Here is a 23,723-nt window from a genome sequence, read left to right as displayed (position 1 = left end):
AGTTGCAGCTCGCCGGCGCTGTCGCCGGCGTTTGTCAGCTCTTCTCGACGTAGCGCAAGGACCGCAGTCCGCGCTCAAGGTGCCAGTGCAGGTAGGCGGAGACCAGGCCGCTGCCCTCCCGCACGAAACGTGGCTCGCTCGCGTCGGCCGTCGCCCAGTCCCCGGTCAGGAGCGCGCCGAGGAGGGTGAGGGCCTGCGGTGAGGGTACGACGCTGCCGGGCACCCGGCAGTCGACGCAGACGGAGCCGCCCGCGCCGACCGAGAAGAACCGGTTGGGTCCGGGCAGGCCGCACTTGGCGCAGTCGCCGAAGGTGGGCGCGTACCCGTTCACCGCGAGGGAGCGGAGCAGGAACGCGTCGAGGACGAGATGCGGCTCGTGCTCGCCGCGGGCGAGGGTGCGCAGGGCGCCGACGAGCAGCAGGTACTGCTGGACGGCGGGTTCGCCCTCATGGTCGGTGAACCGTTCCGCCGTCTCCAGCATCGCGGTGCCCGCGGTGTAGCGGGCGTAGTCGGTGACGATGCCGCCGCCGTACGCGGCGATCGTCTCGCTCTGCGTGCACAGCGGCAGGCCGCGGCCGATCAGTTCGCTGCCGCGTGCGAAGAACTGCACGTCGACGTGGGAGAACGGTTCGAGCCGCGCCCCGAACTTGGACTTGGTGCGGCGTACGCCGCGGGCCACCGCGCGGACCCGGCCGTGGCCGCGCGTGAGGAGCGTGATGATGCGGTCGGCCTCGCCGAGTTTCTGGGTCCGCAGGACGATCCCGTCGTCCCTGAAGAGACTCATCGCACACCCCCGGGGGCGGCGGCGTCGTCTTCACGGGGCAGGGTCATGTCCTCCATTCTGCCTTGCCCCGGCGACTGCCCGGTGCCCGGTCAGGGGACCTCGCCCCGGCTCCTTCTGTTCGCGTACGCCGTGGCCGCGCGCAGCCGCTCCGTGGTGGTGGCCTCCCGCACTATGTCGGGCGCGCAGTCCCATTCCCGGCCGCCGCCGAACGGTCGCAGCTGTACGTACGGGCCCTCGTGCCCCATCACCCGTCCCACCCGGCCGGTGCTCATGTCGACCGCGTACGTACCGATCGCTGGCTTCATCGGGTGGCGCTCCTGTCCGGTAGTGCGTCCTGCCGCGCGGGGTGCGGCGGCCACGGCGACCAGGGGGCGCGCCGCGCGTCAACCGGACAACGCCACGGTTCCACCGATGGACACGGGGCAGGCCCGGCGACCTGCGACCGGCACTCCGTTCGCCTCATGCGCGGGCCGGCGGGCACAGGTCCCGGGCGGTCGCTTCGAGGCGGCGGCGCCGGCCCGCGGCGACCCGGTGGAGCACGATGCCGGCGGCGCCGAGCGCGAGCCCGAGGAGGAGGCCGAGCCCGCCCGCGGTGAGCAGCAGCGGGTTCAGCCCTTGCGCGCCCTCCGTGACGAGGACCCGGCGCAATGCCTCGCCCGTCTCCCCCGACGGCGTCCCGCGCAGCGCCGCGGCGGCGCCGCGCGCGAGCGGGAGCACCGTGGCGAGGGCGGCGAGGTGCAGCACCAGGGAGGCCGCGAGCAGCCGGCGGGCTCCTCGCCGGGTGGCCCGGATGTCGTGGAGCAGGGTGTCGCGTGCGCGGCGGACCTGCTCGACGCAGAGGGCGTGGAGTTCGTACGCGGGGTCCTGCGGCAGCCGCGCCGCGGCCGAGGGCAGGGCCGTGACCGTCTGGAGGGAGGCGTTGCGGGCGGCCTCGTCCTGTTCGTAGCGGGCCTCGACGGTGCCGAAGGCGATGATGTCGCCGTGGCGGAGCGGGCGGGCCGCGGTGACGGGGGCGCCGTTGACGCGGGTGCCGTTGCGGGAGCGCAGGTCCTCGACGACGACCCGGCCCTCGACGGGCCTGAGCACCGCGTGCCGCCCGCTGACGCACGGGTCGTCGAGGCGCAGCCCGCACGCGTCCGCGCGGCCGACCACGAGCGGGCCGCCAACGACGTCGACGACCGCGCCGCGCAGGGGCTCGGGACCGAGGAGGGTCAGACGGTGGGCGCTGCTCGGCGTGCTCATGGTCGGTGCCTCCCCGTCGGCACTGCTGCTTCTCTGCGCCCAGGACGTACCGGTGACGGCGCCCGGTTTCGGCGGGTTGACACGGGGCCTCGATGTGTCGGGCGCCGGAACCGTCCGGTGACGAAGGCCGGGAGGCCGGCAGGAGGGACGGCTCACCCGGACTCGTGCCGCTCGGGCCCTAGGTCTGCGTCCACCCGGTGGCGGCGGGGGTGCCCGTCCGGGTGGGGACCGGCTCCGGTGGCGGGGTCGGCCTGCTGGCACAGGACGAGTGCCACGTCGTCCAGGAGCGGCGCGCCGGTGTGGGCGGTCACCGCCTCGTACAGGGCGTTGAGCGCGTCGCTGGGCAGGATGGCCGAGAGCGGCTCGGCGCACCGTTCGAGGAGCGGGAACTCCGTGCCGTCGGCGTCCCGCGCCTCGGTCAGGCCGTCGGTGTAGAACAGGATCCGGTCGCCCGGCTGCAGCCAGCACCGGCGACTGACGGGCCGGGCGCCGAGCCCCAGCGGCAGCGCGGGCTCGACCGGCTGGAGCAGCTTGGGCGAGGAGCCCGTACGCAGTGGCGGCGGGTGGCCGCAGTTGACCAGGCGGACCTCGCCCGGGGCGAACTCGGCGAACAGCGCGGTGACGAAGTTCTCGGGGCCCAGCTCCATGGCGAGGAGATCGTCGAGGCGCGCGGCGACGTCGGTGAGGTCGGGGGTCACGTAGGCGAGGTCGCGGAATCCCGCGAGGGCGGAGGCGGCGGTCTGCACGGCGTCCAGGTCGTGTCCGCGGACATCGCCTATGAACACCCGCGTGCCGTACGGGGTGTTGACGATCTCGAAGACGTCGCCGCCGACCGTCGCGGGTTCGAGGGGGCAGTGGTGGCGGGTGCAGACGTCGATCTCGCCGACCCGCGCGGCCAGCGGGCGCATGAGCGCGCCCTGGGCGACCTGCGCCACCTCGGTCGCGTGCTGGAGCGCGACGGTGCGCGCGGTCTTCTCCCCGGCGATACGGACGGCCACGGCGCCGCCGGCGAGGAGCACCAGGTACTCCACGATGAACGGGGACGTGCCCATCAGGTGTCGTACGGCTCCGGTGGACAGGGCGAGGACCGCGCTCCACCCGACGACGGTGAGCGTGCCGCGGACGCCGAGCCGGGAGCAGGCCAGGACCGGCCCGATCAGCAGCGCCGTCACCGCGGGCCGCCATCCGGCCTGAAGTCCGCCCAGGACGGCGAGCAGGAGACTGACCCCCGCCGGCAGCAGCAGGTCGCCCGCCCTCGCCCAGCGCATCCGCCTACTTTCCCGCACCGTCATGCGGGAGCCTCCCGCCTGCTCCGCCCCGCTCCGCCCCGCGCGCTGAACGGTCCACTCTGGCCGAACGTCCGTCGCCTTCCGGGCGGTTGGCCGCTTCGCACATCCGGGTGACCGCAATCGCCTCCTGCTGCCCCCTTCTGTTCGCGCGGGCGGGTCGGGTGCGCGGGCCGCGCTCAACTTGTGTCATCGGGCGGCGCGCGGCGCGCGGCGGAGCAGACTGTCCCATCGACGCCGCGAGCGCGCGGCGGACGAGGCCGGGAGGGCGGTGCGGGTGGAGAACTTCCCCGCTGAGACGACGAGCTTCATCGGGCGCGACCGGGAACTCGACCTGCTCGGCGAGGCGGTGGCCCGGCACCGCCTCGTCACCCTCACCGGGGTCGGCGGCGTCGGGAAGTCCCGGCTCGGGCTACGGGCCGCCCGCCGCGCGGCCGGGCTCTTCGGCGACGGTGTGCGCCTGGTCCCGTTGTCCCCGCTGCGCGAGCCCTCCCTGCTCGGCCATGTCCTGTTCGAGGAGCTGGGCCTGGTCGACCAGTCGGCCAGGGCCCCCGAGGACCTCATCGCCGAATGGCTCGCCCCCCGCCATCTGCTGCTCGTCCTGGACACCTGTGAGCATCTGATCGGGGAGTGCGCGCGCCTGGTGTCCCGGCTGCTCGGCGCGGCCCCCGGGCTGCACATCCTGGTGACGAGCAGGGAGCCGCTCGGCGCGCCCGGCGAGTGGTGTCTGGAGGTGGAGCCGTTGCCGGTGCCGCCCGACGCCGGGGCGGCCGAGGCGGCGTGGGCCGGCCGCGGTGACGCCCTCGCCCTGTTCGCGGACCGGGCGGCCGCCGCCGTCGACGGGTTCCGGCTCGGCCCGGCGGAGCGGGAACCGGCGCTCGCCGTGTGCCGCCGCCTCGACGGGATCCCGCTGGCCATCGAACTCGCCGCGGCCCAGCTGCCGGGGCTGTCCCTGCGCCAGCTCGACGAGCGTCTGCTGCACCGGTTCGACACCCTGGTCGCGCCGGCCGTGCCGGGGTCCCCGGCCGCGCCCCGCCACCGTACGCTGCGCACCACGATCGGCTGGAGCCATGAACTGTGCGCCCCGCTGGAGCGGTTGCTGTGGGCGCGGCTGTCCGTCTTCGCGGCGGGTTTCGACCTGGCCGACGCCCAGGCGGTGACCGCGGGCGGCCCGCTGTCCGCCGACGCCGTGCCCGGCCTCGTCGACAAGCTGGTGGCGAAGTCCCTCGTGCGTCCGGTCGCGGGCACGACGGGGCCGACCCGCTACCGGCTGCTCGACACCGTCCGGGAGTACGGGGCGCACTGGCTGGGCGAGCTGGGCGAGGAGACGGTGGTGCGCCGGGCCCATCTGGAGCGCTACCGCGACCTGGCGGTGCAGGCCGACCGCGAGTGGCTGACCGACCGGCAGACGGCGTGGGGCGCGCGCGTCAACGCCGAGCACGCCAACATCCGCGCGGCCCTCGACTTCGCGCTCCGCGACGGCGCCCGCCGTACGGCACTGGAGATGACCGGCGCCCTGTGGTTCTTCTGGTTCGCGTGCGGGTTCGCCCGCGAGGGCTGCCACTACCTGGACCGGGCGCTGTCCGGCGGCCCGGAGCCGGGGCCCGGTTACGCCAAGGCCCTGTGGGCCCGCGCCCTCGTGGCCGTCGGGCAGGGCGGTCTGGAGACGGCGTCGCGGTGCGGCGACGAGTTCCGCGCGGTGACCGCGGCGTCGGCCGACCCGACCGCGCGCGTGGCGGCGGACTATCTCGCGGGGACGATCCTCACTCAGCGGGGCGAGCACGAGCGGGCGCTCGTCGTCTTCGACGCGACCGCGTCCGAGACCCGCCAGGGCGCCTACGAGGCCGCGTGCTTCCTGCACCGGCTCTCCTGCTCGTTCTCCCGGGTGTACCTCGGTGACCTGCGTCCGGCGAAGGGCATCGCGTACGGCGTCTCCACCGAGCTGGCCGCGCGGGGCGAGTGCTGGGGCCGGGCGTACGGCGACTACTTGCAGGCGCTGGCCGAACTGGGGCTCGAGAACTGGACCGAGGCCGCCGGGCACGCCCGCGCGAGCCTGCGGGGCAAGGCCGAGCTGCACGACACGCTGGGGGTCGCCCTCGCCGTCGATGTGCTGGCCGCCGCGACCGTGGCCGGCGGGCAGGGCGAGGCGGGGGCCCGGCTGCTCGGCTCGGCGCAGCGCCTGTGGCAGGCCTTCGGCCGTCCGCAGATGGGCAACCCGGCGCTGATCGCGGTTCGCGTGAACGCCGAACAGTGCAGCCGCGCGGCGCTCGGCTCGGCCGCGTACAAAGAGGCGTACGAGGGCGGCCTGCACGACGAGAGGGTGGACGGGATCGTCTACAGCCTCGACACCGGCATCGGCTCGTAGGTCCCGCTCGGCGGCGGGCGGGAGTTCACCCGACGCCGCGGGTCTCCTGCTCCGCCCGTTTCCCGATGCCCCGGAAGTGGGTGGCCATGGCCCGCTGCGCGGCGTCGGCGTCCCCGGCGCGCAGGGCGGTGACGATGGCGCGGTGCCGGTCGACGGTGACGTCGGGCGCCGGGTCGCCGGCCCATGCGCGGACCCCGGCGACGCGGTCGAAGACGTTCCAGAACGCGCGGAGGAGCTGGGGTATCAGCTCGTTGCCGAGCGAGCGGCAGAGCGTCTCGTGGAACTCGCGGTCCAGGTCGGCGAAGGGTTCACCGGCCTCGCCCGCCTCGCTCATCCGCCGTACGAGCGTGTCGAGCCGGTCCAGGGTGTCGGTGTCGGGCGGGGCGGTCGCGAGGCGGCGGACGAGCCCTTCCTCCAGGATCTCGCGGACCTGGAGGATCTCGGCGAGGGCGTGCGCGTCGTCGGCGGGGCGCAGCAGGGTGCGGAAGGTGAGGCCGTCGGCGAGCGGGGTCAGTGAGGCGTGGCCGACGTAGGTGCCGTAGCCGTGTCTGATCTCGACGATGTCGAGCGCCTGGAGGGCCTTGAGCGCTTCGCGCACGGAGTTCCTGCTGACGCCGAGCGAGTCCATCAGCTCGGTCTCGGTGGGCAGGAGTTCGCCGGGCCGCAGCCCGGCGTCGAGGATCTGCTGCGTCACCGCGTGCTGCACCTGCCGGCTGACACGGCGGTGGCGGACGGCCGGATTCGTGGGCTCCTCTGACATGCGCCGCATCGTAGGCGCCCTGGACATCCCACGTCCCACGTCCGGGCGAAAGTCCCTGCGCGATCTCTTGACCGCCCCTCCCTGTCCTCTTATGGTCGCGTCGCTGCCCAAGACGTAGGACGTTGGATCTCCGGGATACAGAGGTCATGTGAAGTCACCACAGCCACGTTGCGAGTCATTGGAGGCACCATGAGCGACCACGACGCGACCGGCCGCCGTTCCTTCCTCAAGTACACCGGCGCGCTTGGCGCGGCGGCCGCCGTCTCCGCGTCCCTGTCGGCCTGCTCCTCCGGGCCGAAGTCGACGAACGACACCGGGGACGACGACGGGAGCGGCTCGGCCTCCCTGACCGCCGTCATCGGCTACGGCAACGACGGGAGCTGGGACCCGACGCAGACGGCGTCCGCGTTCGCGATGGCGGCCAACCACCACATCTACGAGGGGCTCGTCGACACCGACCCGATCACCCGGGCCCCGTACGCGGCGCTCGCGACCGAGGTGCCCGACGCAGCGCAGCTCAAGGGCACGACCTGGAGATTCACCCTGCGCCGGGGCGCCACATGGCACGACGGAAAGCCGGTCACCGCCGACGACGTGGTCTTCGTCTTCGACCGCATCCTCGACCCGAAGACGCAGACGCTCGCGAAGGGCTTCTTCGAGAGCTGGCTGAAGGAGGTCAGGAAGACCGGGGACTCCTCGGTCGAGCTGGTCCTCAGGTTCCCCTTCCCCGAGGGCGTCGCGCGGCTGACGCTCGCGAAGATCATGCCGAAGCACGTCTTCTCACAGCCCGGCGCCTGGGACGACGCGACGAAGGGCAAGGCCGTCGGCTCGGGACCGTACCGGCAGACCTCGCACCAGCCGAAGACGAACACCACCTTCGCCGCGTTCGACGACTACAACGGGCCGCGCAAGCCGGCCTTCAAGAAGATGAACTGGCTGACCATCGTGGACGCGGCGCCGCGCGTCGCGAAGATCTCCGGGGGCAGCGCGGACGCGCAGATCTCCGACAACATCCCCTACGCCAACATCCAGCGCCTGAAGCAGGACGGGCTCACCGTCGAGGGCGGCGCCGGGATGAACAACCTGTTCCTGATGTTCAACACCGCGCACAAACCGTTCGACGACGTGCGCGTGCGACAGGCGCTGCACTACGCGATCGACACGAAGAAGATGATCGAGGTCGCGCTCAAGGGCCATGGCAAGGCGGCCCGTTCGTTCCTCAACGAGGGCAATCCGGCGTTCCGCCCCGCGAAGACCGTCTACGACTACGACCCCGAGAAGGCGAAGAAGCTCCTGAGGGAAGCGGGCGTCAGCGGTCTGCGCGTCAACCTCATGGCCGTCAACGTGTCGTGGATCGTCGACTGCCTGCCGACCGTCAAGGCATCCTGGGACGCGATCGGCGTCCGGACCACGCTCGACCCGCAGGAGACCACCGCCGTCTTCACCAAGATGGACCAGAAGAAGGACTACCAGGTGGTGGCGGCCGCCTCGAACCCGAACCAGTTCGGCCTCGACGCGGACCTCATCATGCGCTACAACTACGGCCCCGAGAACCTGTGGATGGGCTACGCCCGCTGGGCCGACGACCCCACCGCCAAGCAGCTCTTCCGGCAGATGGACCAGGCCACCCGGGAGCCCGACGCCGCCCGCAAAAAGACGATGATCCAGGACTACCTCGACACCGTCGCGGCGCAGGCCGTCATCTACCCCGTCGTGCACAACGAGCTGATGACCGCGTGGGACGCCCACAAGATCACCGGCGTACAGGCGCAGCCGTACCCCGGCATCAACGTCCTCAAGGCGCACCCCGCGTAAGCACCCCGTGTAAGCACCCCGCGTGAGCACCCCGCGCAAGGCCCCTCCCCGCTCTAGGAGTTCATGCCCGTGGCAGTGATCGCCAGAATTCTCGCCCGGCGGCTCGTGCTGCTCGTGCCGCTGCTGCTCGGCATCGCCGCGTTCGTGTTCCTCGTGATGCGCTTCGCCGACATCGACCCGGCGTCCGCGTACTTCCAGGGCGCCAACCCGACACCGCAGCAGCTGCACGAGTTCCGCGAGCGCAACGGGCTCCTCGACCCGCTGCCCCTGCGCTACCTGCACTTCGTCGGGGACCTGCTCCAGGGCGACCTGGGCATCAGCGTCCTGACCCGGCAGCCGGTCGTGGAGCAGGTGACGACGGCGCTGCCGCTCACCCTGCAACTGACCTTCCTCGGCCTGGGCATCGCCGTGATCGTCTCCCTGGTGCTCGGGATCAGCGCCGCCATCCACCGCGACCGGGCCTGGGACCAGATCGTCCGCGTCGTGTCGCTGACCGGTGTCGCCGCGCCCGGCTTCTGGCTGGCCCTGCTCATGATCCAGTACCTGGCGGTGGACCGGGGCTGGTTCCCGACCGGCGGCTACATCAACCCGGCCGACTCCTTCACCGGCTGGCTGCGGTGCATGACGCTGCCCGCGCTCGCCCTGTCGCTGCCGGTCGCCGCGCAACTCACCCGCATCGTGCGGACGGCGGTCGTGGAGGAGCTCGACAAGGACTACGTGCGCACGGCCGTCGGCAGCGGACTGCCACCGGTCGTCGTGGTCGGCCGCAACGTCCTGCGCAACGCCCTGATCAACCCGCTCACCGTGCTCGGCCTGCGCGTGGGCTATCTGCTGGGCGGGGCGGTGGTCGTGGAGACGATCTTCTCTCTTCCCGGGATGGGAAAGCTGATGATCGACGCGGTGAAGAACGGTGACCCGGCGGTGGTCCAGGGGGTCGTGCTGACCACGGCCGTCGGGTTCGTCGTGATCAACCTGGTGATCGACGTGCTGTACCTGCTGGTCAACCCCCGGCTGCGGGCGACGTCATGACCGGTCCCCTCGACGTCCTCACCAAGGTGCGCGGGCTGCGCCGCCTGCCCGTCCTCTCGCGGCTCGCCCTCGGCGTCCTCACCGTCGTCGTCCTCATGGCGGTGTTCGCCCCGCTGCTCGCGCCGCACGACCCGCTCGACCAGCAGCCGCAGGTGGATGGCGTCGGCCACCCCTCCGCCCAGCACTGGATGGGCCAGGACAGCCTCGGCCGCGACATCCTCAGCCGGCTGATGTACGGCGCGCGCTGGTCCCTCGCCATCGGGCTCGGGGCGACGCTGCTCGCGCTCGTCGTCGGCGCGGTCCTCGGCGCCGTCGCCGCGACCTCCCGCAAGGCGGCCGACGAGACGGTGATGCGCTGCCTCGACGTCGTCATGGCGTTCCCGGGCATCGCCCTCGCGGCCGTCCTCGTCGCCGTGTTCGGCGGCGGCATCCCCGTCCTGATCTGCGCGCTCGCCTTCCTCTTCACGCCGCCCATCGCCCGAGTCGTCCGCGCCAACGTCCTGGACCAGTACGGCGAGGACTACGTCACCGCCGAGCGGGTCATCGGCGCCCGCACCCCGCACATCGTGCTCCGGCACGTCGCCGTCAACTGCGCGGCCCCGATCCTCGTCTTCTGCACCGTGCAGGTCGCGGAGGCCATCGTCTTCGAGGCGTCGCTGTCCTTCATCGGCGCGGGCGTGCGGCCACCGGACCCGTCGTGGGGCAGCGTCATCGCCGACGGCAAGAACATGGTGCTGATCGGCGGCTGGTGGGCGACCGTCTTCCCCGGCCTCCTGATGCTGGTCACCGTCCTGTCCCTGAACGTCCTCAGCGAGGGCGTCTCCGACGCCTGGGCGGCACCGGCCGCGCGCGACGTCCCCACGACGAAGGAGCCCGACCGCCTGGAGACGGCGGCGCCCGGCACCGGCAAGGTCCTCGAACTCCCCGGCCTCACCGAGGCGGCGGCCCGCCTGCGCGCCCGGGCCCGCCCCCTGCCGGACGGCGCGCCCGTCCTCTGCGTACGGGACCTCGCCATCGGCTTCGACGGACGGCACGGCGGGGTCGACATCGTCGACGGCATCAGCTTCGACGTCCGCCCCGGCGAAGTCCTCGGCCTGGTCGGCGAGTCCGGCTGCGGCAAGTCGCTGACCGCGCTGACCGTGATGGGCCTGCACCCCGCCGGCGCCCGGATCGGCGGCCACGTCACCTTCGACGGCCGTGAACTCGTCGGCCTCCCGCCGGGCGCCCGGCGCCGCCTCCTCGGGCACGACATGGCGATGATCTACCAGGACGCGCTGTCGTCCCTGAACCCGGCGATGACGGTACGGGCCCAGCTCAAACAGGTCGTCCGGCGCGGCGGCCACCGCTCCCCCGCCGCACTCCTCGACCTCGTCGGCCTCGACCCGGCCCGCACCCTGCGCAGCTACCCGCACGAACTCTCCGGCGGCCAGCGCCAGCGCGTCCTCATCGCCATGGCGCTCTCCCGCGACCCGAAGCTGATCATCGCCGACGAGCCGACGACGGCGCTCGACGTGACGGTGCAGGCCCAGGTCATCGAGTTGCTGCTGCGGCTCCGCGCCGAACTGGGCTTCGCGCTCGTCCTCGTCTCGCACGACCTGGCGCTCGTCGCCGACGTCACGGACCGCGTCGCCGTCATGTACGGCGGCCAGATCGTGGAGACCGGCGTGACGGCGGACCTGGTCGGGGCCCCGCACCACCACTACACGCGCGGCCTCCTCGGCTCGGTCCTCTCCCTGGAGGCGTCGGCGGACCGCCTGACCCAGATCAGGGGCGTCGTCCCGTCCCCGGCGGACTTCCCCCCGGGCTGCCGCTTCACGGACCGCTGCCCGCTGGCTTCGCAGGTGTGCAGGGAGCAGGTTCCCGCGCTGGCAGGCGGCCCCGCGCACGCGACAGCCTGCCACCACCCGGTCTTCGCCAGGGGCGCGGGGAACTGCGCGACCAGCCACGACGAGCCGGTGGCCGTCGACGCATCCTCCGTCCCCACGGCGCGCCGTGCGACCCCCACGAACACGGAGCCGGAATGAAGCCCCCCATCCTCGAACTGACAGACGTACACGTCGTGCACAAGGCCCGCTCAGGCGGCCTCTTCACACCCGACCACGTCTACGCCCTCACGTCGGCGGACCTGAGGATCACCCCCGGCGAAACACTGGGCGTCGTGGGCGAATCCGGCTGCGGCAAGTCGACCCTGGCCAAGGTCCTCGTGGGCGTCCAGCCCCCGACGACCGGCACGGTGACCTACCGGGGCGACGACCTCTGGACCATGCCCCCCGCGGAGCGCCGCGCAGCGCTCGGCACCGGCGTGGGCATGATCTTCCAGGACCCGTCGACGGCCCTGAACCGCCGGCTGACCGTACGCCAGATCATCCGCGACCCGCTGGACGTGCACCGCCGCGGCACTGCGAGCGAACGGGCCGACCGCGTAGCGGAGTTGCTCTCCCTGGTGGGCCTGCCGAGAGCCCTGGCGGACGTGCTCCCCGGCCAGCTCTCCGGCGGCCAGCGGCAACGCGTCGCCATCGCCCGCGCGCTGGCCCTGGAACCGGACCTCGTGGTGGCCGACGAACCGACGAGCGCCCTCGACGTGTCCGTACGCGCCCAGATCCTCAACCTCCTCCTCGACCTCAAGGAGCGCCTCGGTCTCGCCCTGGTCTTCGTCTCGCACGACATCCAGACGGTGCGGAGGATGAGCGACCGGGTCATCACCATGTACCTGGGCCGCATCGTGGAGGAGACCCCCGCGGCCGACGTCCTCGACCGCTCCCGCCACCCCTACACCCGCGCCCTGTTCTCCGCCACGCCCGGCCTCCTGGACCCCATCGACCCGATCCCGCTGACCGGCCCGGTCCCCTCGGCCACGCACCCGCCGTCCGGCTGCCCGTTCCGCACCCGCTGCTGGCGGGCGGACGTGACGTGCGCGACGACGATGCCAGAGGCGCGGGGCGCGCACGACCACGTCTTCCGCTGCCACCACCCGGTGGACGCGGACCAGTCGACGCACGACTTGGTACACGAGGCGTAGCGCCCCCGACGCCGGGGGCTGAGCCCACGGTTCCCCACCCGCCTGGGCACCCCAAGCCCCTCCGGCGCTTGAGGAGCGGGGGCCGGGGCGGAGCCCCGGGGCCGGGCGCCATCGCCGGGTGCGACACCGTCGTGGCTGAGCGCGCAGTTCCCCGCGCCCCTAGGCCGATCAAGCCCCTCCGGCGCTTGAGGAGCGGGGGCCGGGGCGGAGCCCCGGGGCTGGGCGGCGTCGCCGGGTGCGGGACCGTCGTGGCTGAGCGCGCGGTTTCCCGCGCCCGCGCCCCTGGGTCGGCGATCGCGTCAGCTGGGGGTGCGCGCGGCCACCGCCAGCAGCCGGCTCACCTCGTCCGTACACATCGTCAGCGCAGCGCCCACCGTCCCCAGAACATCCCGCTCGGCGGCCGAGTAGGGCCCGTCGGCCAGGGCGATCCGGGCGCCTTGCAGCAGGATCGATTCGCGTCCGGCCGGGGCGAGGTGCTGGGCGAGCGGGTCGAGGGCCTCGTGCAGCTCTATGGCGAGCCCGGCACCGGGCCCGCAGTGCTCGGGAAGCCGCCCGGCGTCGGTGACCAGCCCTTCGACGAGTGCGGCGAGTTGCACATCGGAGCAGTCCTCGAACCCGGCTGTGCGCAGCACCCCGACGGCGCACTCGAGCGCGGGACGCGACGTGGCGCCGCCGGCCGCGAGCACGGCGAGGACAACCGTGTGCACGGCGTCGCGCAGCATCCCGGAGAAGCGGTGCGTGGTCGGGTGGTCGAGCGCGTCCGTGCCGAACCGGCCCTCGCAGGCGGCGCACTGGACGACGGGCCCGGTCTCACCGCGCGGCACCACGGGGACGCCGAGCACGGTGAAGCGGCGGCGGCCCGTGCACCGCTGGAAGTTGCGGTCGCCACCGCAGCCGGGGCAGAAGAACTCCCCGTCCCCCACGGTGGTCCATGTGGTGTGCACGCCCAGAACCCGAGAAGTCCCGGTTCGTCGCATACGTCCCCAGATCGGCAGCACGTCGCACACCTCCTTCATGGCGCCGCAACATCGCGGCGTTGGCGTGATGTTAGCCACATTGCCCGCGTGGCGTCAGCACCTTGGTCACGCCGAGGTCACGAAGAGGCGGCCCGCTGGCCGAGACATGACGCGGCCCCGCACACCCCCAAAAGGCGTACGGGGCCGCGAAAGAGCAGCTCAGCCGGTTCAGCGGGCGGCGCGGTTGACCGCGGAGACGACGGCCTTCAGCGACGCACGTGTCGTATTCGCGTCGATGCCGATACCCCACAGAACCTTGTCGCCGATGGCGACCTCGATGTACGAGGCGGCGACGGCGGAGGCGCCCTCGCTCATCGTGTGCTCCTGGTAGTCCAGCAGGCGGGCGTCGATGCCGATGCCCTGCAGCGCGTGGAAGAACGCGGAGATCGGGCCGTTGCCGGTGCCGACCAGGACCTGCTCGACGCCGTCGACCTCGGCCTCGACGGTCAGGGTGTCGACGCCGTCGGTGTCCGTGGTCGTCTGCCCGGCCCTGACCTGGATGCGGCCCCACGGGTTCTCGGGGTTCGGCAGGTACTCGTCGCGGAAGATGTTCCAGATGTCCTTGGGCGTGACCTCGCCGCCCTCGGCGTCCGTCTTCACCTGGATGACCTTGGAGAACTCGACCTGCATCCGGCGCGGCAGGTCCAGGCTGTGGTCGTTCTTCAGGACGTAGGCGATACCGCCCTTGCCGGACTGCGAGTTGACGCGGATGACGGCCTCGTAGGAGCGGCCGACGTCCTTGGGGTCGATCGGCAGGTACGGGACGGCCCACTCGATGTCGTCGACGGTCTTGCCGGCCTTCGCGGCGCGGTTCTCCATCGCCTCGAAGCCCTTCTTGATGGCGTCCTGGTGGGAGCCGGAGAAGGCGGTGTAGACCAGGTCGCCCGCGTAGGGGTGGCGCGGGTGGACCTCCATCTGGGTGCAGTACTCGGCGGTGCGGCGGATCTCGTCGATCTGGGAGAAGTCGATCTGCGGGTCGACGCCCTGCGAGAACAGGTTCATGCCCAGCGTCACCAGGTCGACGTTGCCGGTGCGCTCGCCCTGGCCGAACAGGCAGCCCTCGATGCGGTCGGCGCCGGCCATCAGGGCCAGCTCGGCGGCGGCGACGGCGGTGCCCCGGTCGTTGTGCGGGTGCACGGACAGGCAGACGTACTCACGGCGCGTCAGGTTGCGGCTCATCCACTCGAAGCGGTCCGCGTGCGTGGACGGCGTGGAGCGCTCGACGGTGGCGGGCAGGTTCAGGATGATCTCGCGGTCCGGGCCCGGCTGCCACGTGTCGCAGACGGCCTCGCAGACCTCCAGGGCGAAGTCCAGCTCGGTGTCGGTGAAGATCTCCGGGCTGTACTGGTAGCCGAAGACCGTCTCGGGGCCGAGCAGCTTCTCCGCGTACTCCATGACCAGCCGCGTGCCGTCGACGGCGATCTGCTTGACGGCGTCCTTGGAGCCGCGGAAGACGACCTCGCGCCAGACCGGCGCCGTCGCGTTGTACAGGTGGACCGTGGCGCGCTTGGCGCCGACCAGGGACTCCACGGTCCGCGCGATCAGCTCCTCGCGGGCCTGGGTCAGTACGGAGATCGTGACGTCGTCCGGGATGGCGTCCGGGTCCTCGATGATCGACCGTACGAAGTCGAAGTCGGTCTGCCCGGAGCTCGGGAAGCCGACCTCGATCTCCTTGTAGCCCATGCGGACCAGCAGGTCGAACATCTCGCGCTTGCGCGCCGGGGACATCGGGTCGATCAGCGCCTGGTTGCCGTCGCGCAGGTCGGTGGAGAGCCAGCGGGGCGCCTCGGTGATCCGGTTCCGCGGCCAGGTGCGGTCGGCGATGTCCACCTGCTCGTACTGGCCGTACTTGTGGACCGGCATAGAGGTGGGGCGCTGGAAGTTCGGCATGATGCGTGGGCTCCTCGAGGGTGGCCTTGGAAGGCGGCCGACGGCGCAACGCCGAACTCCGCGGGGAGGGGGTCGGCCTCGACTACAGGCCCTCGCCGCGGCAGCTAAGGAGAAGCAACCCGAAACGCATGATGCTCCGCACTCTAACCGAGACGCGCCGGACGCGAAGACCCGTTCCAGTATGCGGGACCGGCCATAGCGGAGATCGGCGCCGAGTGTCGGTTAAGGGGTGATCCATACCTCTATTTCGCTAATCATGGTGGCAGGTAGTGACAGCGGCATGACCCAGTGCCACATTGCTGCGCATGACCGCCAACCCGACGGGGAACCCGAAGGGGTTCGAGCCCGTCTTCTGCACGATCGTGCCGCCCCACCTCCAGGACCAGCTGGCCCGGTCCGACAACCGCGCGGTCGCGGCCAAGGCCCGCAAGAGCCTCGAGCGCGACGCCTTCGAGCGCACCCACCGCCGGATGACCACCGTCCTCGGTGCCCCCACCGTGGCCCCGCCGCCCACCGCGGGCGCCGACCAGTCACCGCGCCGCACCCTCTACGACGCCCAGCACCGCACGGACCTGCCCGGCCGCAAGGTCCGCGGCGAGGGGGACCAGCCGGGCCAGGACGCGACCGTCAACCGCGCGTACGCGGGTCTCGGCGCGACCTTCGAGCTCTATCTCCAGAAGTACGGCCGCTTCTCCATCGACGGCGACGGCCTGCCGCTGAACGCGACGGTCCACTACGACCGGGACTACAACAACGCGTTCTGGAACGGCGAGCAGATGGTGTTCGGCGACGGGGACGGGGAGATCTTCCTCGACTTCACCATCCCCATCGACGTCATCGGCCACGAACTGACCCACGGCGTCACGCAGTACACGGCGAACCTGACGTACTTCGGGCAGCCCGGCGCCCTCAACGAGTCGATGTCGGACGTCTTCGGCTCCCTCATCAAGCAGTACTCGCTCGGCCAGACCACCGCCGAGGCCGACTGGCTGATCGGCGCGGGTCTGCTCGCCCCGGACGTCACCGGCGTCGCCCTGCGCTCGATGAAGGCCCCGGGCACGGCCTACGACGACGACGTGCTCGGCAAGGACCCGCAACCCGCCGACATGGCCCACTACGTGCGGACAGGCCGGGACAACGGCGGCGTGCACATCAACTCCGGCATCCCCAACCACGCCTTCTACATCCTCGCCGAGACCCTCGGCGGCAACGCGTGGGAGCGGGCCGGACAGATCTGGTTCGACACCCTGACCGGCGGCGGACTGAAGCAGGACGCCCTCTTCCCCGACTTCGCGAAGGCGACGGTGAAGAGCGCGCAGGCCCGCTTCGGCGGCGGCGAGGAGTACCAGGCCGTCCTGAAGGCGTGGGAGCAGGTGGGCGTCCCCACCCACTGACCGGCCGGGCGGATATGGAGTAGACAGGGATCCATGCGTATCCACGTCTCACGCACGGGTGGCTTCGCCGGGATCGACCGCCACGCGGAGGTCGACACGGCCGGCCGCGCCGACGCCCATGAGTGGCATGTCCTGGCCGAGAAGGCGCTGGCCGCGGGCCGGGGCACGCCGCCCATAGGGGTTCCCGACGGGTTCAGCTACACCCTCACCGTGGACGGGCGGACCGTGTACTGCGCGGATCCCCGGCTCACCGACGAACAGCGCAGGCTGATCACGCGCGTACTCAAAGAAGGAGCGTAAGTCCCGTATCCCGCCTGGGCGTTGACTTCGTACTGACCGGTACGGATGATCGCGCCCATGGCAGCTACCGCAGGCGCGCTCCCTTCCTTCCCGCCCGGCTTCCAGTGGGGCGTCTCCACCTCCGCCCACCAGATCGAGGGCGCCGCCGACCGGCGCGCACCCTCGATCTGGGACCGGTTCACCGCCGGGCCGGGCCGCATCAAGGACGGCTCGACGGCGGAGACGGCCTGCGACCACGTGACCCGCTACCAGGAGGACGTGGCGCTCCTCCACGACCTGGGCGTGGACGCCTACCGCTTCTCGGTCAGCTGGCCGCGCGTACTGTCCCCCGGCGGCCTCGACTTCTACGACCGTCTCGTCGACGAGCTGTGCGCGCGGGGCATCCGCCCGGTGCCGACCCTCTTCCACTGGGACCTGCCGGTGAGCGTGGCGGAGGCGGGCGGCTGGCTGGAGCGGTCGACGGCGACACGTTTCGCCGAGTACGTCACCACGGTCGCGGCCCGCCTCGGCGACCGCGTCGAGCAGTGGATCACCCTCAACGAACCGGCCGAACACACCCTGCTCGGCCACGCGCTCGGCGAGCACGCCCCCGGCGAGAAACTCCTCTTCGACGCCCTGCCGGTCGCCCACCACCAGCTCCTCGCCCACGGGCTCGCGGCGCGGGCGCTGCGCGCGGCGGGCGCCCGGTCGATCGGCATCGCCAACTCGCACGGCCCGACCTGGCCCGCCTCCGACGACCCGGCCGACACGGCGGCGGCCGACCTGTACGACACGATCCTCAACCGGCTCTTCGCCGACCCGCTGCTGCTCGGCACCTACCCGGAGGGCTTCACGGAGCTGATGCCGGGCGACGACGTGGCGGCCGACCTGGAGGTGATCTCCGGGTCCACACTCGACTGGTACGGGATCAACTTCTACCAGCCGACGAAGGTGGGCGCCCCGGCCGCGACGGAGACGGAGTTCTCCGGCCTGACCCTCCCCGCCGAACTCCCTTCTCCGTACGGGAGATCACCGGACACCCGGTGACGGACTTCGGCTGGCCGGTCGTCCCGGAGGCGCTCACCTCCCTCCTCACCGGCTTCCGCGACCGCTACGGGGACCGGCTCCCGCCCGTGATCATCACCGAGAACGGCTGCGCGTACGAGGGCATCGACGACCAGGAGCGGATCGCGTACCTGGACGGCCACCTCCGGGCGCTGCACCGGGCGGTCGAGGCGGGCGTGGACGTCCGCGGCTACTTCGTCTGGTCGCTCCTGGACAACTGGGAGTGGGCCGAGGGCTACAGCAAGCGGTTCGGGCTCGTGCACGTCGACTTCGCCACGCTGACGCGCACCCCGAAGGCGTCGTACGGCTGGCTGCGGGACGCGCTCCGCGCCCAGCGGGCATGACGGACGCGGGCGGCGAGGCGCTGAGAGAACCCGTCGACCGGGTCGGACCCGGCTGGACGACGGCCCTCTCCCTCGCCAACGTCGCGATCTGGGTCGGCTGGTACGGCCCGCTGCAGATCCTGCTCGCCAGACAGTCCGAGCACTTCGCGCCCGGCACGGGCATGTCGAAGGAGTCGCTGCTCGCCTGGGTGACGGGGGCCGGAGCGGCGATCTCCCTGGTGGCCAGCCCCCTGTTCGGCGCCCTCTCCGACCGCACGGTCGCCCGCCACGGGCGGCGTACACCGTGGATCGTGGCGGGCACGGCGGGCGGCGCGCTCTCGCTCCTGCTCCTCGGCGGCGCGGACACGGTAGGGGGCCTCTTCGCGGGCTGGTGCCTGGTGCAGCTGACGCTGAACGCGGCGTTCGCGGCGGTCACGGCGGCCGTCCCCGACCGGGTGCCCCGGCTGCAACGGGGCGCGATCGGCGGCTGGATCGGGGCGGCGCAGCTCCTGGGCGCGGTCGTCGGCACGGGGCTCGCGACCGTGGCGGGCGGGGTGGGGGCCGGATACGCGGCGTGCGCGGTGTTCGCCGTGGCGGGCGTGGCCCCGTACGTGCTGCTCCACCGGGACCCGCGCCTGGACCGGGCCGACCGCCCGGCATGGTCGTGGCGCGGCTTCGCGGCGGGCTTCCGGCTGAGCCCGCGCCGCCATCCCGACCTGGCCTGGGCCTGGCTGACCCGCTTCCTGATCAACCTCGGGAACACGCTCGTCCTGCTCTACCTCTTCTACTACCTGCGCGACCGCCTCCACCACGACGACCCCGACACCGGCGTGCTGATCCTGACCGGCGTGAACGGGGTGACACTGCTCGCCACCGTCGTCGTCGCCGGTATCCGCTCCGACCGGGCCGGCCGCCGCAAACCGTTCGTCCTCTGGTCCGGCGTGCTGATCGCGGTGGCGACGGCGCTCCTCGCCGGCTGGCAGACCTGGCACGGGGCGATCGTCGCGGCGGCCCTCCTCGGCGTCGGCTTCGGCGTCTTCACCTCCGTCGATTTCGCGCTGATGACCGACGTCCTGCCGACGGCCCTCGACCGCGGCAAGGACCTGGGCGTCATCAACGTCGCGAACTCCCTCCCCCAGGTCGCCGCGCCCGCCCTAGCGGCACCCCTCGTGAACCATCTCGGCGGCTACCGGACGCTGTATCTGGTGGCGGCGGCGGTCGGTCTGCTCGGGGCACTCCTGGTCCGGAAAATCCAGTCGGTGGATTGACGGGTTTCGCGTACTGTCCGCGCTCATGACCGAAGCCGACACACCTCACCCCGCCCTCCTCGGCCGCCTGGAGCGGTACTACGACACCGTGCCGCGCGCCGCCGCCCGCGTCGAGGAGCACGGCTCCCTCACCCTCTTCGTCCGCGAAGGCCCCGGCTGGCCGTACTACGCGCGGCCCGCACTCCGCCCCGACGCGCCACCGCCGAACGCCGCCGACGTACGCGCCGTACGCGCGCGGCAACGGGAACTCGGGGTGCCCGAGGCGTTCGAATGGGTGGCGGAGACGACGCCCGCCATGCGGGCCGCCGTCGAGGAGGCCGGACTGACGGTCAGCGCGCATCCGCTGATGGCGCGGGACGCGCACGCTCCGCTGCCCGACCCGCACCCGCTGGTCCGGGTCCTCGGCGCGCGGGACCCCTTCCTCGCCGCCGCGCTCGCGCTGCCGTACGTGGCGTTCGCGCACCCCGGCACGGCGGTGGGCGCCGCCGGGGCCGCGGAGCTCTCGGCGCTGGTCGCGGAGCGCGCCGGGGACGGCAGCGTCCCCGCACACCAGGACCGCATCCGCACCGGCCGCCTCGCCCTCGCCGCCGCCGTCGAGGACGGGGTCGTCCTCAGCTCCGGCATGCACGTGCCGGTCGGCGACGTCACGGAGGTCGCGGGCGTCGGAACCTTGCCCGCGGCGCGGCGGCGGGGCCTCGGTCTGGCGGTGACGGCGGCCCTGGTCACCGACGCGGTGGCCTCCGGCGTCTCTACGGTGTTCCTCTCGGCCGGGGATGATGAGGTGGCCCGGGTGTATGCGCGGCTGGGTTTCGCCCCTGTCGGCACAGCGCTGATCGCATCCGCGTCTGTCCCCAGCCCCTCCGGCGATTGAGGAGCGGGGGCCGGGGCAGAGCCCCGGGGCCGGGCGCCGTCGCCGGGTGCGGCACCGTCGTGGCTGGCCGCGCAGTTCCCCGCGCCCCTAGGGGCGCCGAGCCACTTCGGCACCCCCAGCCCCTCCGGCGATTGAGGAGCGGGGGCCGGGGCAGAGCCCCGGGGCCGGGCGCCGTCGCCGGGTGCGGCACCGTCGTGGCTGGCCGCGCAGTTCCCCGCGCCCCTAGGGGCGCCGAGCCACTTCGGCACCCCCAGCCCCTCCGGCGATTGAGGAGCGGGGGCCGGGGCGGAGCCCCGGGGCCGGGCGCCGTCGCCGGGTGCGGCACCGTCGTGGCTGGCCGCGCAGTTCCCCGCGCCCCTAAGGACCCCGAGCCACTTCGGCACCCCAAGCCCCTCCGGCGATTGAGGAGCGGGGGCCGGGGCGGAGCCCCGGGGCCGGGCGCCATCGCCGGGTGCGGCACCGTCGTGGCTGAGCGCGCAGTTCCCCGCGCCCCTACGCGCCCCGGGCCTTACAGCGCGCCCATGTCGCGGGCGACCCAGACCGAGGGGTAGAACGGCCGGTACCCCAGTTCGCGCCGGATACGGGACGTGGAAAGCACCGCCCGCCACGGATCCGGATCCACCTTCTCGTACAGCTCACCCGGCACCGGAACACCGTTCAGGCCGTACACATCAACGGTAGTGAGCGGAGCGTCATCCGCGATGTTGTAGACGCCCTGAGCCCCCGGCGCGTAAAGAAGCCGCTGAAGCGCCTGGGACACGTCCGCGTGGTGTCCCATGTGGAGCCGCTGGGTGGCGGGCCAGTGCGGGGCCCATTCCATGGCGTTGGCGAGGTGCGGGTCGCCGTCGCCGTAGACGAAGGGGAGCCGCCCGATGCGGAGGTCGGAGAGGCCGTCCAGCGCGGCCAGTGCCTGTTCCGCCTGCCACTTCGACTCGGGGTAGGCGCCCCACATGGCCCCGCCCGGCACGGTCTCGTCGGACTCGATGAGGGGCCTGCCCCGCCCGGCCCCGTACACGAGCCCCGTGCTGACCTGCACGAAGCGCCGCACGCCCGAGGCCACCGCGGCGCGGCCGAGTTCGATCGCCGCGTCCCGGTTGACGGCGCGGGCCTCCTCGTCCGGCACTCCGCGGAACGCCGCGGCGACGTTGATCACCGCGTCCGCCCCGGCCGTCGCTTTGCCGAGCACCTCGGCGTCCCGCAGATCGCCGAGCACGACCTGCGCGCCCAGTTCGGCGAAGCGTTCGGCGCGGGCGGCGTCCCGCACCAGGACCCGGACCTCGTCGCCGGGCGCCGCGCTCTGCAGCAGCCGGGGCACGAACCGCTTCCCGACCTGCCCTGTCGCGCCTGTCACCAATGTCAGCATGGCCGCCTCCTCGTCGTCGTAGCCATGCACACCACCTTCGGCGCGGCGGCGCTCACGTGGGAGAGACGCGTTTATCCAGGGAGCGGCGCGCCCTGGATAAGCCGGGCGCCGCGCGCGACCCTGGAGAGGTGAACCGTGATGAGCTGGCCGATTTCCTGCGCCGCGCCCGCACCCGCCTGACCCCGTCGGACGTGGGCCTGACGCCGGGCGCCCGGCGCCGCACGCCGGGCCTGCGCCGCGAGGAGGTGGCGCAGCTGGCGGGGATGTCGGTGGACTACTACACGCGCCTGGAGCAGCGGCGCGGCTCGCACCCGTCCCGCCAGATGCTGACCGCGCTCGCACGGGCGCTGCGTCTGACGGCGGACGAGCGCGACCACCTCTTCCATCTGGCGGGCGAGGAGCCTCCGCGCGCGGGCGGTTCCTCGGCGCACGTACGCCCTGGCCTGCTGTTGATCCTGGACCGGCTGCACGACCTGCCGGCGCAGGTGCTGAGCGACTGGGGCGAGGTCCTCGCGCAGAACACGATGGCGGTGGCGCTGTCGGGCGAGCACACGGGCGAGAACCTGGTCCGCCGCTATTTCACGGATCCGGCGTTGCGCGCCATGATCCCGCCGGAGGACTACGCGACGCACGCCCGCGCGCACGTGGCGCACCTGCGGGCGGTCGTCGGGGCCCGTCCGGACGATCCGGGCCCGGCCGCGCTGGTGGCCGAACTTCGCGCGAGCAGCGCCCGGTTCGAGGAGTTGTGGGCGTCGCACGTCGTGGCGGTGCGGCACGCGTCGACGAAGCGTTTCCTGCATCCGGTGGTCGGCGTCCTCGACCTGGACTGCGAGGTGCTCCTGAGCGACGGCCACGACCAGCAGCTCGTGGTGCATTCGGCGCGGCCGGGCACGGACGCGTACGAGCGCCTGGAGCTGTTGAGGGTGATAGGCCTCCAGGACCTCACCCCCACGAGCGGCTAGAAGCCGAGCTTGCGGAGCTGGCGCGGGTCGCGCTGCCAGTCCTTGGCGACCTTCACGTGCAGGTCGAGGTAGACGGGCGTGCCGAGGAGCGCCTCGATCTGCTTGCGGGACTTGATGCCGACGTCCTTGAGGCGCTTGCCCTTGGGGCCGATGATGATGCCCTTCTGGCTGGGCCGCTCGATGTAGACGAAGGCGTGGATGTCGAGGAGCGGCTTGTCGGCGGGCCGGTCCTCGCGCGGCAGCATCTCCTCGACGACGACGGCGATGGAGTGCGGCAGCTCGTCGCGTACGCCTTCGAGCGCGGCCTCGCGGATCAGCTCGGCGACCATGACCTGCTCGGGCTCGTCGGTGAGGTCGCCCTCGGGGTAGAGGGCCGGGCCCTCGGGGAGGAGCGGCACGATGAGGTCGGCGAGCAGGTCGACCTGCTGGTCGGCGACGGCCGAGACGGGGATGATCTCCGCCCATTCGAAGCCCAGCTCCTTGCCGAGCTGGTCGATGGCGATGAGCTGCTCGGCGAGGGCCTTGCTGTCGACGAGGTCGGTCTTGGTGACGATGGCGATCTTCGGCGTCTTCTTGATGGACGCGAGTTCCTTGGCGATGAACCGGTCGCCGGGGCCGAGCTTCTCGTTCGCGGGCAGGCAGAACCCGATGACGTCGACCTCGGCCCAGGTGGTGCGCACCACGTCGTTGAGCCGCTCGCCGAGGAGCGTGCGCGGCTTGTGGAGCCCGGGGGTGTCCACGAGGATCAGCTGCGCGTCCTCGCGGTGCACGATGCCGCGCACGGTGTGCCGCGTGGTCTGCGGCTGGTCTGCGGTGATCGCCACCTTCTTGCCGACCAGAGCGTTCGTGAGGGTGGACTTGCCCGCGTTGGGACGGCCGACGAAGCAGGCGAAACCGGCGCGATGGGCGGATCCGGCGGCGGGGGTGTGAACGCTCATGGCGCCCATTGTCCCTGATCCGGAACGCGGGCGAGCACCGAGAGGTCCCGGTAA

The 23,723-nt window shown here is 72.6% G+C and carries 19 protein-coding genes and 1 pseudogene; 11 read left to right on the top strand and 9 right to left on the bottom strand.

Going from position 1 to position 23,723, the window contains the following annotated elements:
* Positions 1–34: 34 nt before the first annotated feature.
* The 4 genes from recO to C1N81_RS29980 all read right to left on the bottom strand — a co-directional run bounded on the left by recO (position 35) and on the right by C1N81_RS29980 (position 3,294).
* Positions 35–784, bottom strand: coding sequence for a DNA repair protein RecO (gene recO, locus C1N81_RS29995; RefSeq protein ID WP_394434299.1), 750 nt, complete (start codon positions 782–784; stop codon positions 35–37).
* Positions 785–873: 89 nt separating this feature from the next.
* Positions 874–1,089 carry a hypothetical protein gene (locus tag C1N81_RS29990; protein WP_394434298.1) on the bottom strand — a complete coding sequence of 72 codons (216 nt, stop codon included), beginning with the start codon at positions 1,087–1,089 and terminating at the stop codon, positions 874–876.
* Between the two features lie 154 nt (positions 1,090–1,243).
* A complete protein-coding gene (locus tag C1N81_RS29985; RefSeq protein WP_394434296.1) occupies positions 1,244–2,026 on the bottom strand; it encodes an FHA domain-containing protein in 783 nt (260 codons plus the stop codon).
* A gap of 152 nt (positions 2,027–2,178) precedes the next feature.
* A complete protein-coding gene (locus C1N81_RS29980) occupies positions 2,179–3,294 on the bottom strand; it encodes a PP2C family protein-serine/threonine phosphatase (RefSeq protein WP_394434294.1) in 1,116 nt (371 codons plus the stop codon).
* Between the two features lie 295 nt (positions 3,295–3,589).
* Between C1N81_RS29980 and C1N81_RS29975 the strand changes: the two genes are divergently transcribed.
* Positions 3,590–5,677: an ATP-binding protein gene (locus tag C1N81_RS29975; protein ID WP_394434292.1), complete on the top strand. Its 2,088-nt coding sequence runs from the start codon at positions 3,590–3,592 to the stop codon at positions 5,675–5,677.
* 25 nt (positions 5,678–5,702) lie between these two features.
* On the opposite strand, the gene C1N81_RS29970 is transcribed toward C1N81_RS29975, so the two are convergent.
* On the bottom strand, positions 5,703–6,446 hold the full coding sequence (locus tag C1N81_RS29970) for a FadR/GntR family transcriptional regulator (RefSeq protein ID WP_394434290.1): 744 nt from the start codon (positions 6,444–6,446) through the stop codon (positions 5,703–5,705).
* A gap of 180 nt (positions 6,447–6,626) precedes the next feature.
* Between C1N81_RS29970 and C1N81_RS29965 the strand changes: the two genes are divergently transcribed.
* The 4 genes from C1N81_RS29965 to C1N81_RS29950 all read left to right on the top strand — a co-directional run bounded on the left by C1N81_RS29965 (position 6,627) and on the right by C1N81_RS29950 (position 12,300).
* Positions 6,627–8,252 carry an ABC transporter substrate-binding protein gene (locus tag C1N81_RS29965; protein ID WP_394434288.1) on the top strand — a complete coding sequence of 542 codons (1,626 nt, stop codon included), beginning with the start codon at positions 6,627–6,629 and terminating at the stop codon, positions 8,250–8,252.
* Positions 8,253–8,321: 69 nt separating this feature from the next.
* Positions 8,322–9,281: an ABC transporter permease gene (locus C1N81_RS29960; protein ID WP_394434286.1), complete on the top strand. Its 960-nt coding sequence runs from the start codon at positions 8,322–8,324 to the stop codon at positions 9,279–9,281.
* On the top strand, positions 9,278–11,305 hold the full coding sequence (locus C1N81_RS29955) for a dipeptide/oligopeptide/nickel ABC transporter permease/ATP-binding protein (RefSeq protein ID WP_394434284.1): 2,028 nt from the start codon (positions 9,278–9,280) through the stop codon (positions 11,303–11,305). The genes C1N81_RS29960 and C1N81_RS29955 overlap by 4 nt, the downstream gene beginning before the upstream one ends.
* Positions 11,302–12,300, top strand: coding sequence for an oligopeptide/dipeptide ABC transporter ATP-binding protein (locus tag C1N81_RS29950; RefSeq protein WP_394434282.1), 999 nt, complete (start codon positions 11,302–11,304; stop codon positions 12,298–12,300). Before C1N81_RS29955 ends, C1N81_RS29950 begins: the two co-directional genes overlap by 4 nt.
* Before the next feature lie 299 nt (positions 12,301–12,599).
* Here the strand turns inward: C1N81_RS29950 and C1N81_RS29945 are convergent, their stop codons facing one another.
* Both C1N81_RS29945 and leuA read right to left on the bottom strand, forming a co-directional pair.
* Entirely contained in the window at positions 12,600–13,316 is a 717-nt protein-coding gene (locus C1N81_RS29945) for a tellurite resistance TerB family protein (RefSeq protein WP_394434280.1), read from the bottom strand.
* Between the two features lie 168 nt (positions 13,317–13,484).
* On the bottom strand, positions 13,485–15,206 hold the full coding sequence (gene leuA / locus C1N81_RS29940) for a 2-isopropylmalate synthase (protein WP_394434278.1): 1,722 nt from the start codon (positions 15,204–15,206) through the stop codon (positions 13,485–13,487).
* A gap of 305 nt (positions 15,207–15,511) precedes the next feature.
* On the opposite strand from leuA, the gene C1N81_RS29935 reads away from it, so the two are divergent.
* The 5 genes and pseudogenes from C1N81_RS29935 to C1N81_RS29915 all read left to right on the top strand — a co-directional run bounded on the left by C1N81_RS29935 (position 15,512) and on the right by C1N81_RS29915 (position 20,406).
* Positions 15,512–16,600 (top strand): M4 family metallopeptidase, encoded by a 1,089-nt coding sequence (locus tag C1N81_RS29935; protein WP_394434276.1) that lies wholly within the window; start codon positions 15,512–15,514, stop codon positions 16,598–16,600.
* A 33-nt stretch (positions 16,601–16,633) separates the two neighbouring features.
* Positions 16,634–16,900, top strand: a complete 267-nt coding sequence (locus C1N81_RS29930; RefSeq protein ID WP_394434274.1) for a protealysin inhibitor emfourin — start codon at positions 16,634–16,636, stop codon at positions 16,898–16,900.
* 45 nt (positions 16,901–16,945) lie between these two features.
* Positions 16,946–18,288, top strand: a pseudogene (locus C1N81_RS29925) (GH1 family beta-glucosidase).
* A complete protein-coding gene (locus C1N81_RS29920) occupies positions 18,285–19,535 on the top strand; it encodes an MFS transporter (protein WP_394434272.1) in 1,251 nt (416 codons plus the stop codon). Before C1N81_RS29925 ends, C1N81_RS29920 begins: the two are co-directional and overlap by 4 nt.
* Before the next feature lie 25 nt (positions 19,536–19,560).
* Positions 19,561–20,406 carry a GNAT family N-acetyltransferase gene (locus tag C1N81_RS29915; RefSeq protein ID WP_394434270.1) on the top strand — a complete coding sequence of 282 codons (846 nt, stop codon included), beginning with the start codon at positions 19,561–19,563 and terminating at the stop codon, positions 20,404–20,406.
* A 508-nt stretch (positions 20,407–20,914) separates the two neighbouring features.
* Here the strand turns inward: C1N81_RS29915 and C1N81_RS29910 are convergent.
* Positions 20,915–21,769 carry an NAD-dependent epimerase/dehydratase family protein gene (locus C1N81_RS29910; protein ID WP_394438315.1) on the bottom strand — a complete coding sequence of 285 codons (855 nt, stop codon included), beginning with the start codon at positions 21,767–21,769 and terminating at the stop codon, positions 20,915–20,917.
* A 128-nt stretch (positions 21,770–21,897) separates the two neighbouring features.
* On the opposite strand from C1N81_RS29910, the gene C1N81_RS29905 reads away from it, so the two are divergent.
* Entirely contained in the window at positions 21,898–22,731 is an 834-nt protein-coding gene (locus tag C1N81_RS29905) for a helix-turn-helix transcriptional regulator (protein WP_394434268.1), read from the top strand.
* Here C1N81_RS29905 and era read toward each other — a convergent pair.
* On the bottom strand, positions 22,728–23,678 hold the full coding sequence (era, locus tag C1N81_RS29900; protein WP_394434266.1) for a GTPase Era: 951 nt from the start codon (positions 23,676–23,678) through the stop codon (positions 22,728–22,730). The two genes, C1N81_RS29905 and era, sit on opposite strands and share 4 nt — an antisense overlap.
* Between the last annotated feature and the right edge of the window lie 45 nt (positions 23,679–23,723).

The sequence above is a fragment of the Streptomyces sp. SGAir0957 genome, from assembly GCF_043523415.1.
Note: the sequence above shows the minus strand (reverse complement) of the source record. Positions and strands in the feature narration are given on the sequence as shown.

Excerpts from the sequence above, each read along its gene's own strand:
- C1N81_RS29955 (WP_394434284.1), top strand. The coding sequence starts at position 9,278 with ATGACCGGTCCCCTCGACGTCCTCACCAAGGTGCGCGGGCTGCGCCGC.
- C1N81_RS29920 (WP_394434272.1), top strand. The coding sequence starts at position 18,285 with ATGACGGACGCGGGCGGCGAGGCGCTGAGAGAACCCGTCGACCGGGTC.
- C1N81_RS29965 (WP_394434288.1), top strand. The coding sequence starts at position 6,627 with ATGAGCGACCACGACGCGACCGGCCGCCGTTCCTTCCTCAAGTACACC.
- C1N81_RS29990 (WP_394434298.1), bottom strand. The coding sequence starts at position 1,089 with ATGAAGCCAGCGATCGGTACGTACGCGGTCGACATGAGCACCGGCCGG.
- C1N81_RS29910 (WP_394438315.1), bottom strand. The coding sequence starts at position 21,769 with ATGCTGACATTGGTGACAGGCGCGACAGGGCAGGTCGGGAAGCGGTTC.
- C1N81_RS29970 (WP_394434290.1), bottom strand. The coding sequence starts at position 6,446 with ATGCGGCGCATGTCAGAGGAGCCCACGAATCCGGCCGTCCGCCACCGC.
- recO (WP_394434299.1), bottom strand. The coding sequence starts at position 784 with ATGAGTCTCTTCAGGGACGACGGGATCGTCCTGCGGACCCAGAAACTC.
- C1N81_RS29980 (WP_394434294.1), bottom strand. The coding sequence starts at position 3,294 with ATGCGCTGGGCGAGGGCGGGCGACCTGCTGCTGCCGGCGGGGGTCAGT.
- C1N81_RS29915 (WP_394434270.1), top strand. The coding sequence starts at position 19,561 with ATGACCGAAGCCGACACACCTCACCCCGCCCTCCTCGGCCGCCTGGAG.
- C1N81_RS29935 (WP_394434276.1), top strand. The coding sequence starts at position 15,512 with ATGACCGCCAACCCGACGGGGAACCCGAAGGGGTTCGAGCCCGTCTTC.
- leuA (WP_394434278.1), bottom strand. The coding sequence starts at position 15,206 with ATGCCGAACTTCCAGCGCCCCACCTCTATGCCGGTCCACAAGTACGGC.
- C1N81_RS29945 (WP_394434280.1), bottom strand. The coding sequence starts at position 13,316 with ATGAAGGAGGTGTGCGACGTGCTGCCGATCTGGGGACGTATGCGACGA.
- C1N81_RS29930 (WP_394434274.1), top strand. The coding sequence starts at position 16,634 with ATGCGTATCCACGTCTCACGCACGGGTGGCTTCGCCGGGATCGACCGC.
- C1N81_RS29985 (WP_394434296.1), bottom strand. The coding sequence starts at position 2,026 with ATGAGCACGCCGAGCAGCGCCCACCGTCTGACCCTCCTCGGTCCCGAG.
- era (WP_394434266.1), bottom strand. The coding sequence starts at position 23,678 with ATGGGCGCCATGAGCGTTCACACCCCCGCCGCCGGATCCGCCCATCGC.
- C1N81_RS29950 (WP_394434282.1), top strand. The coding sequence starts at position 11,302 with ATGAAGCCCCCCATCCTCGAACTGACAGACGTACACGTCGTGCACAAG.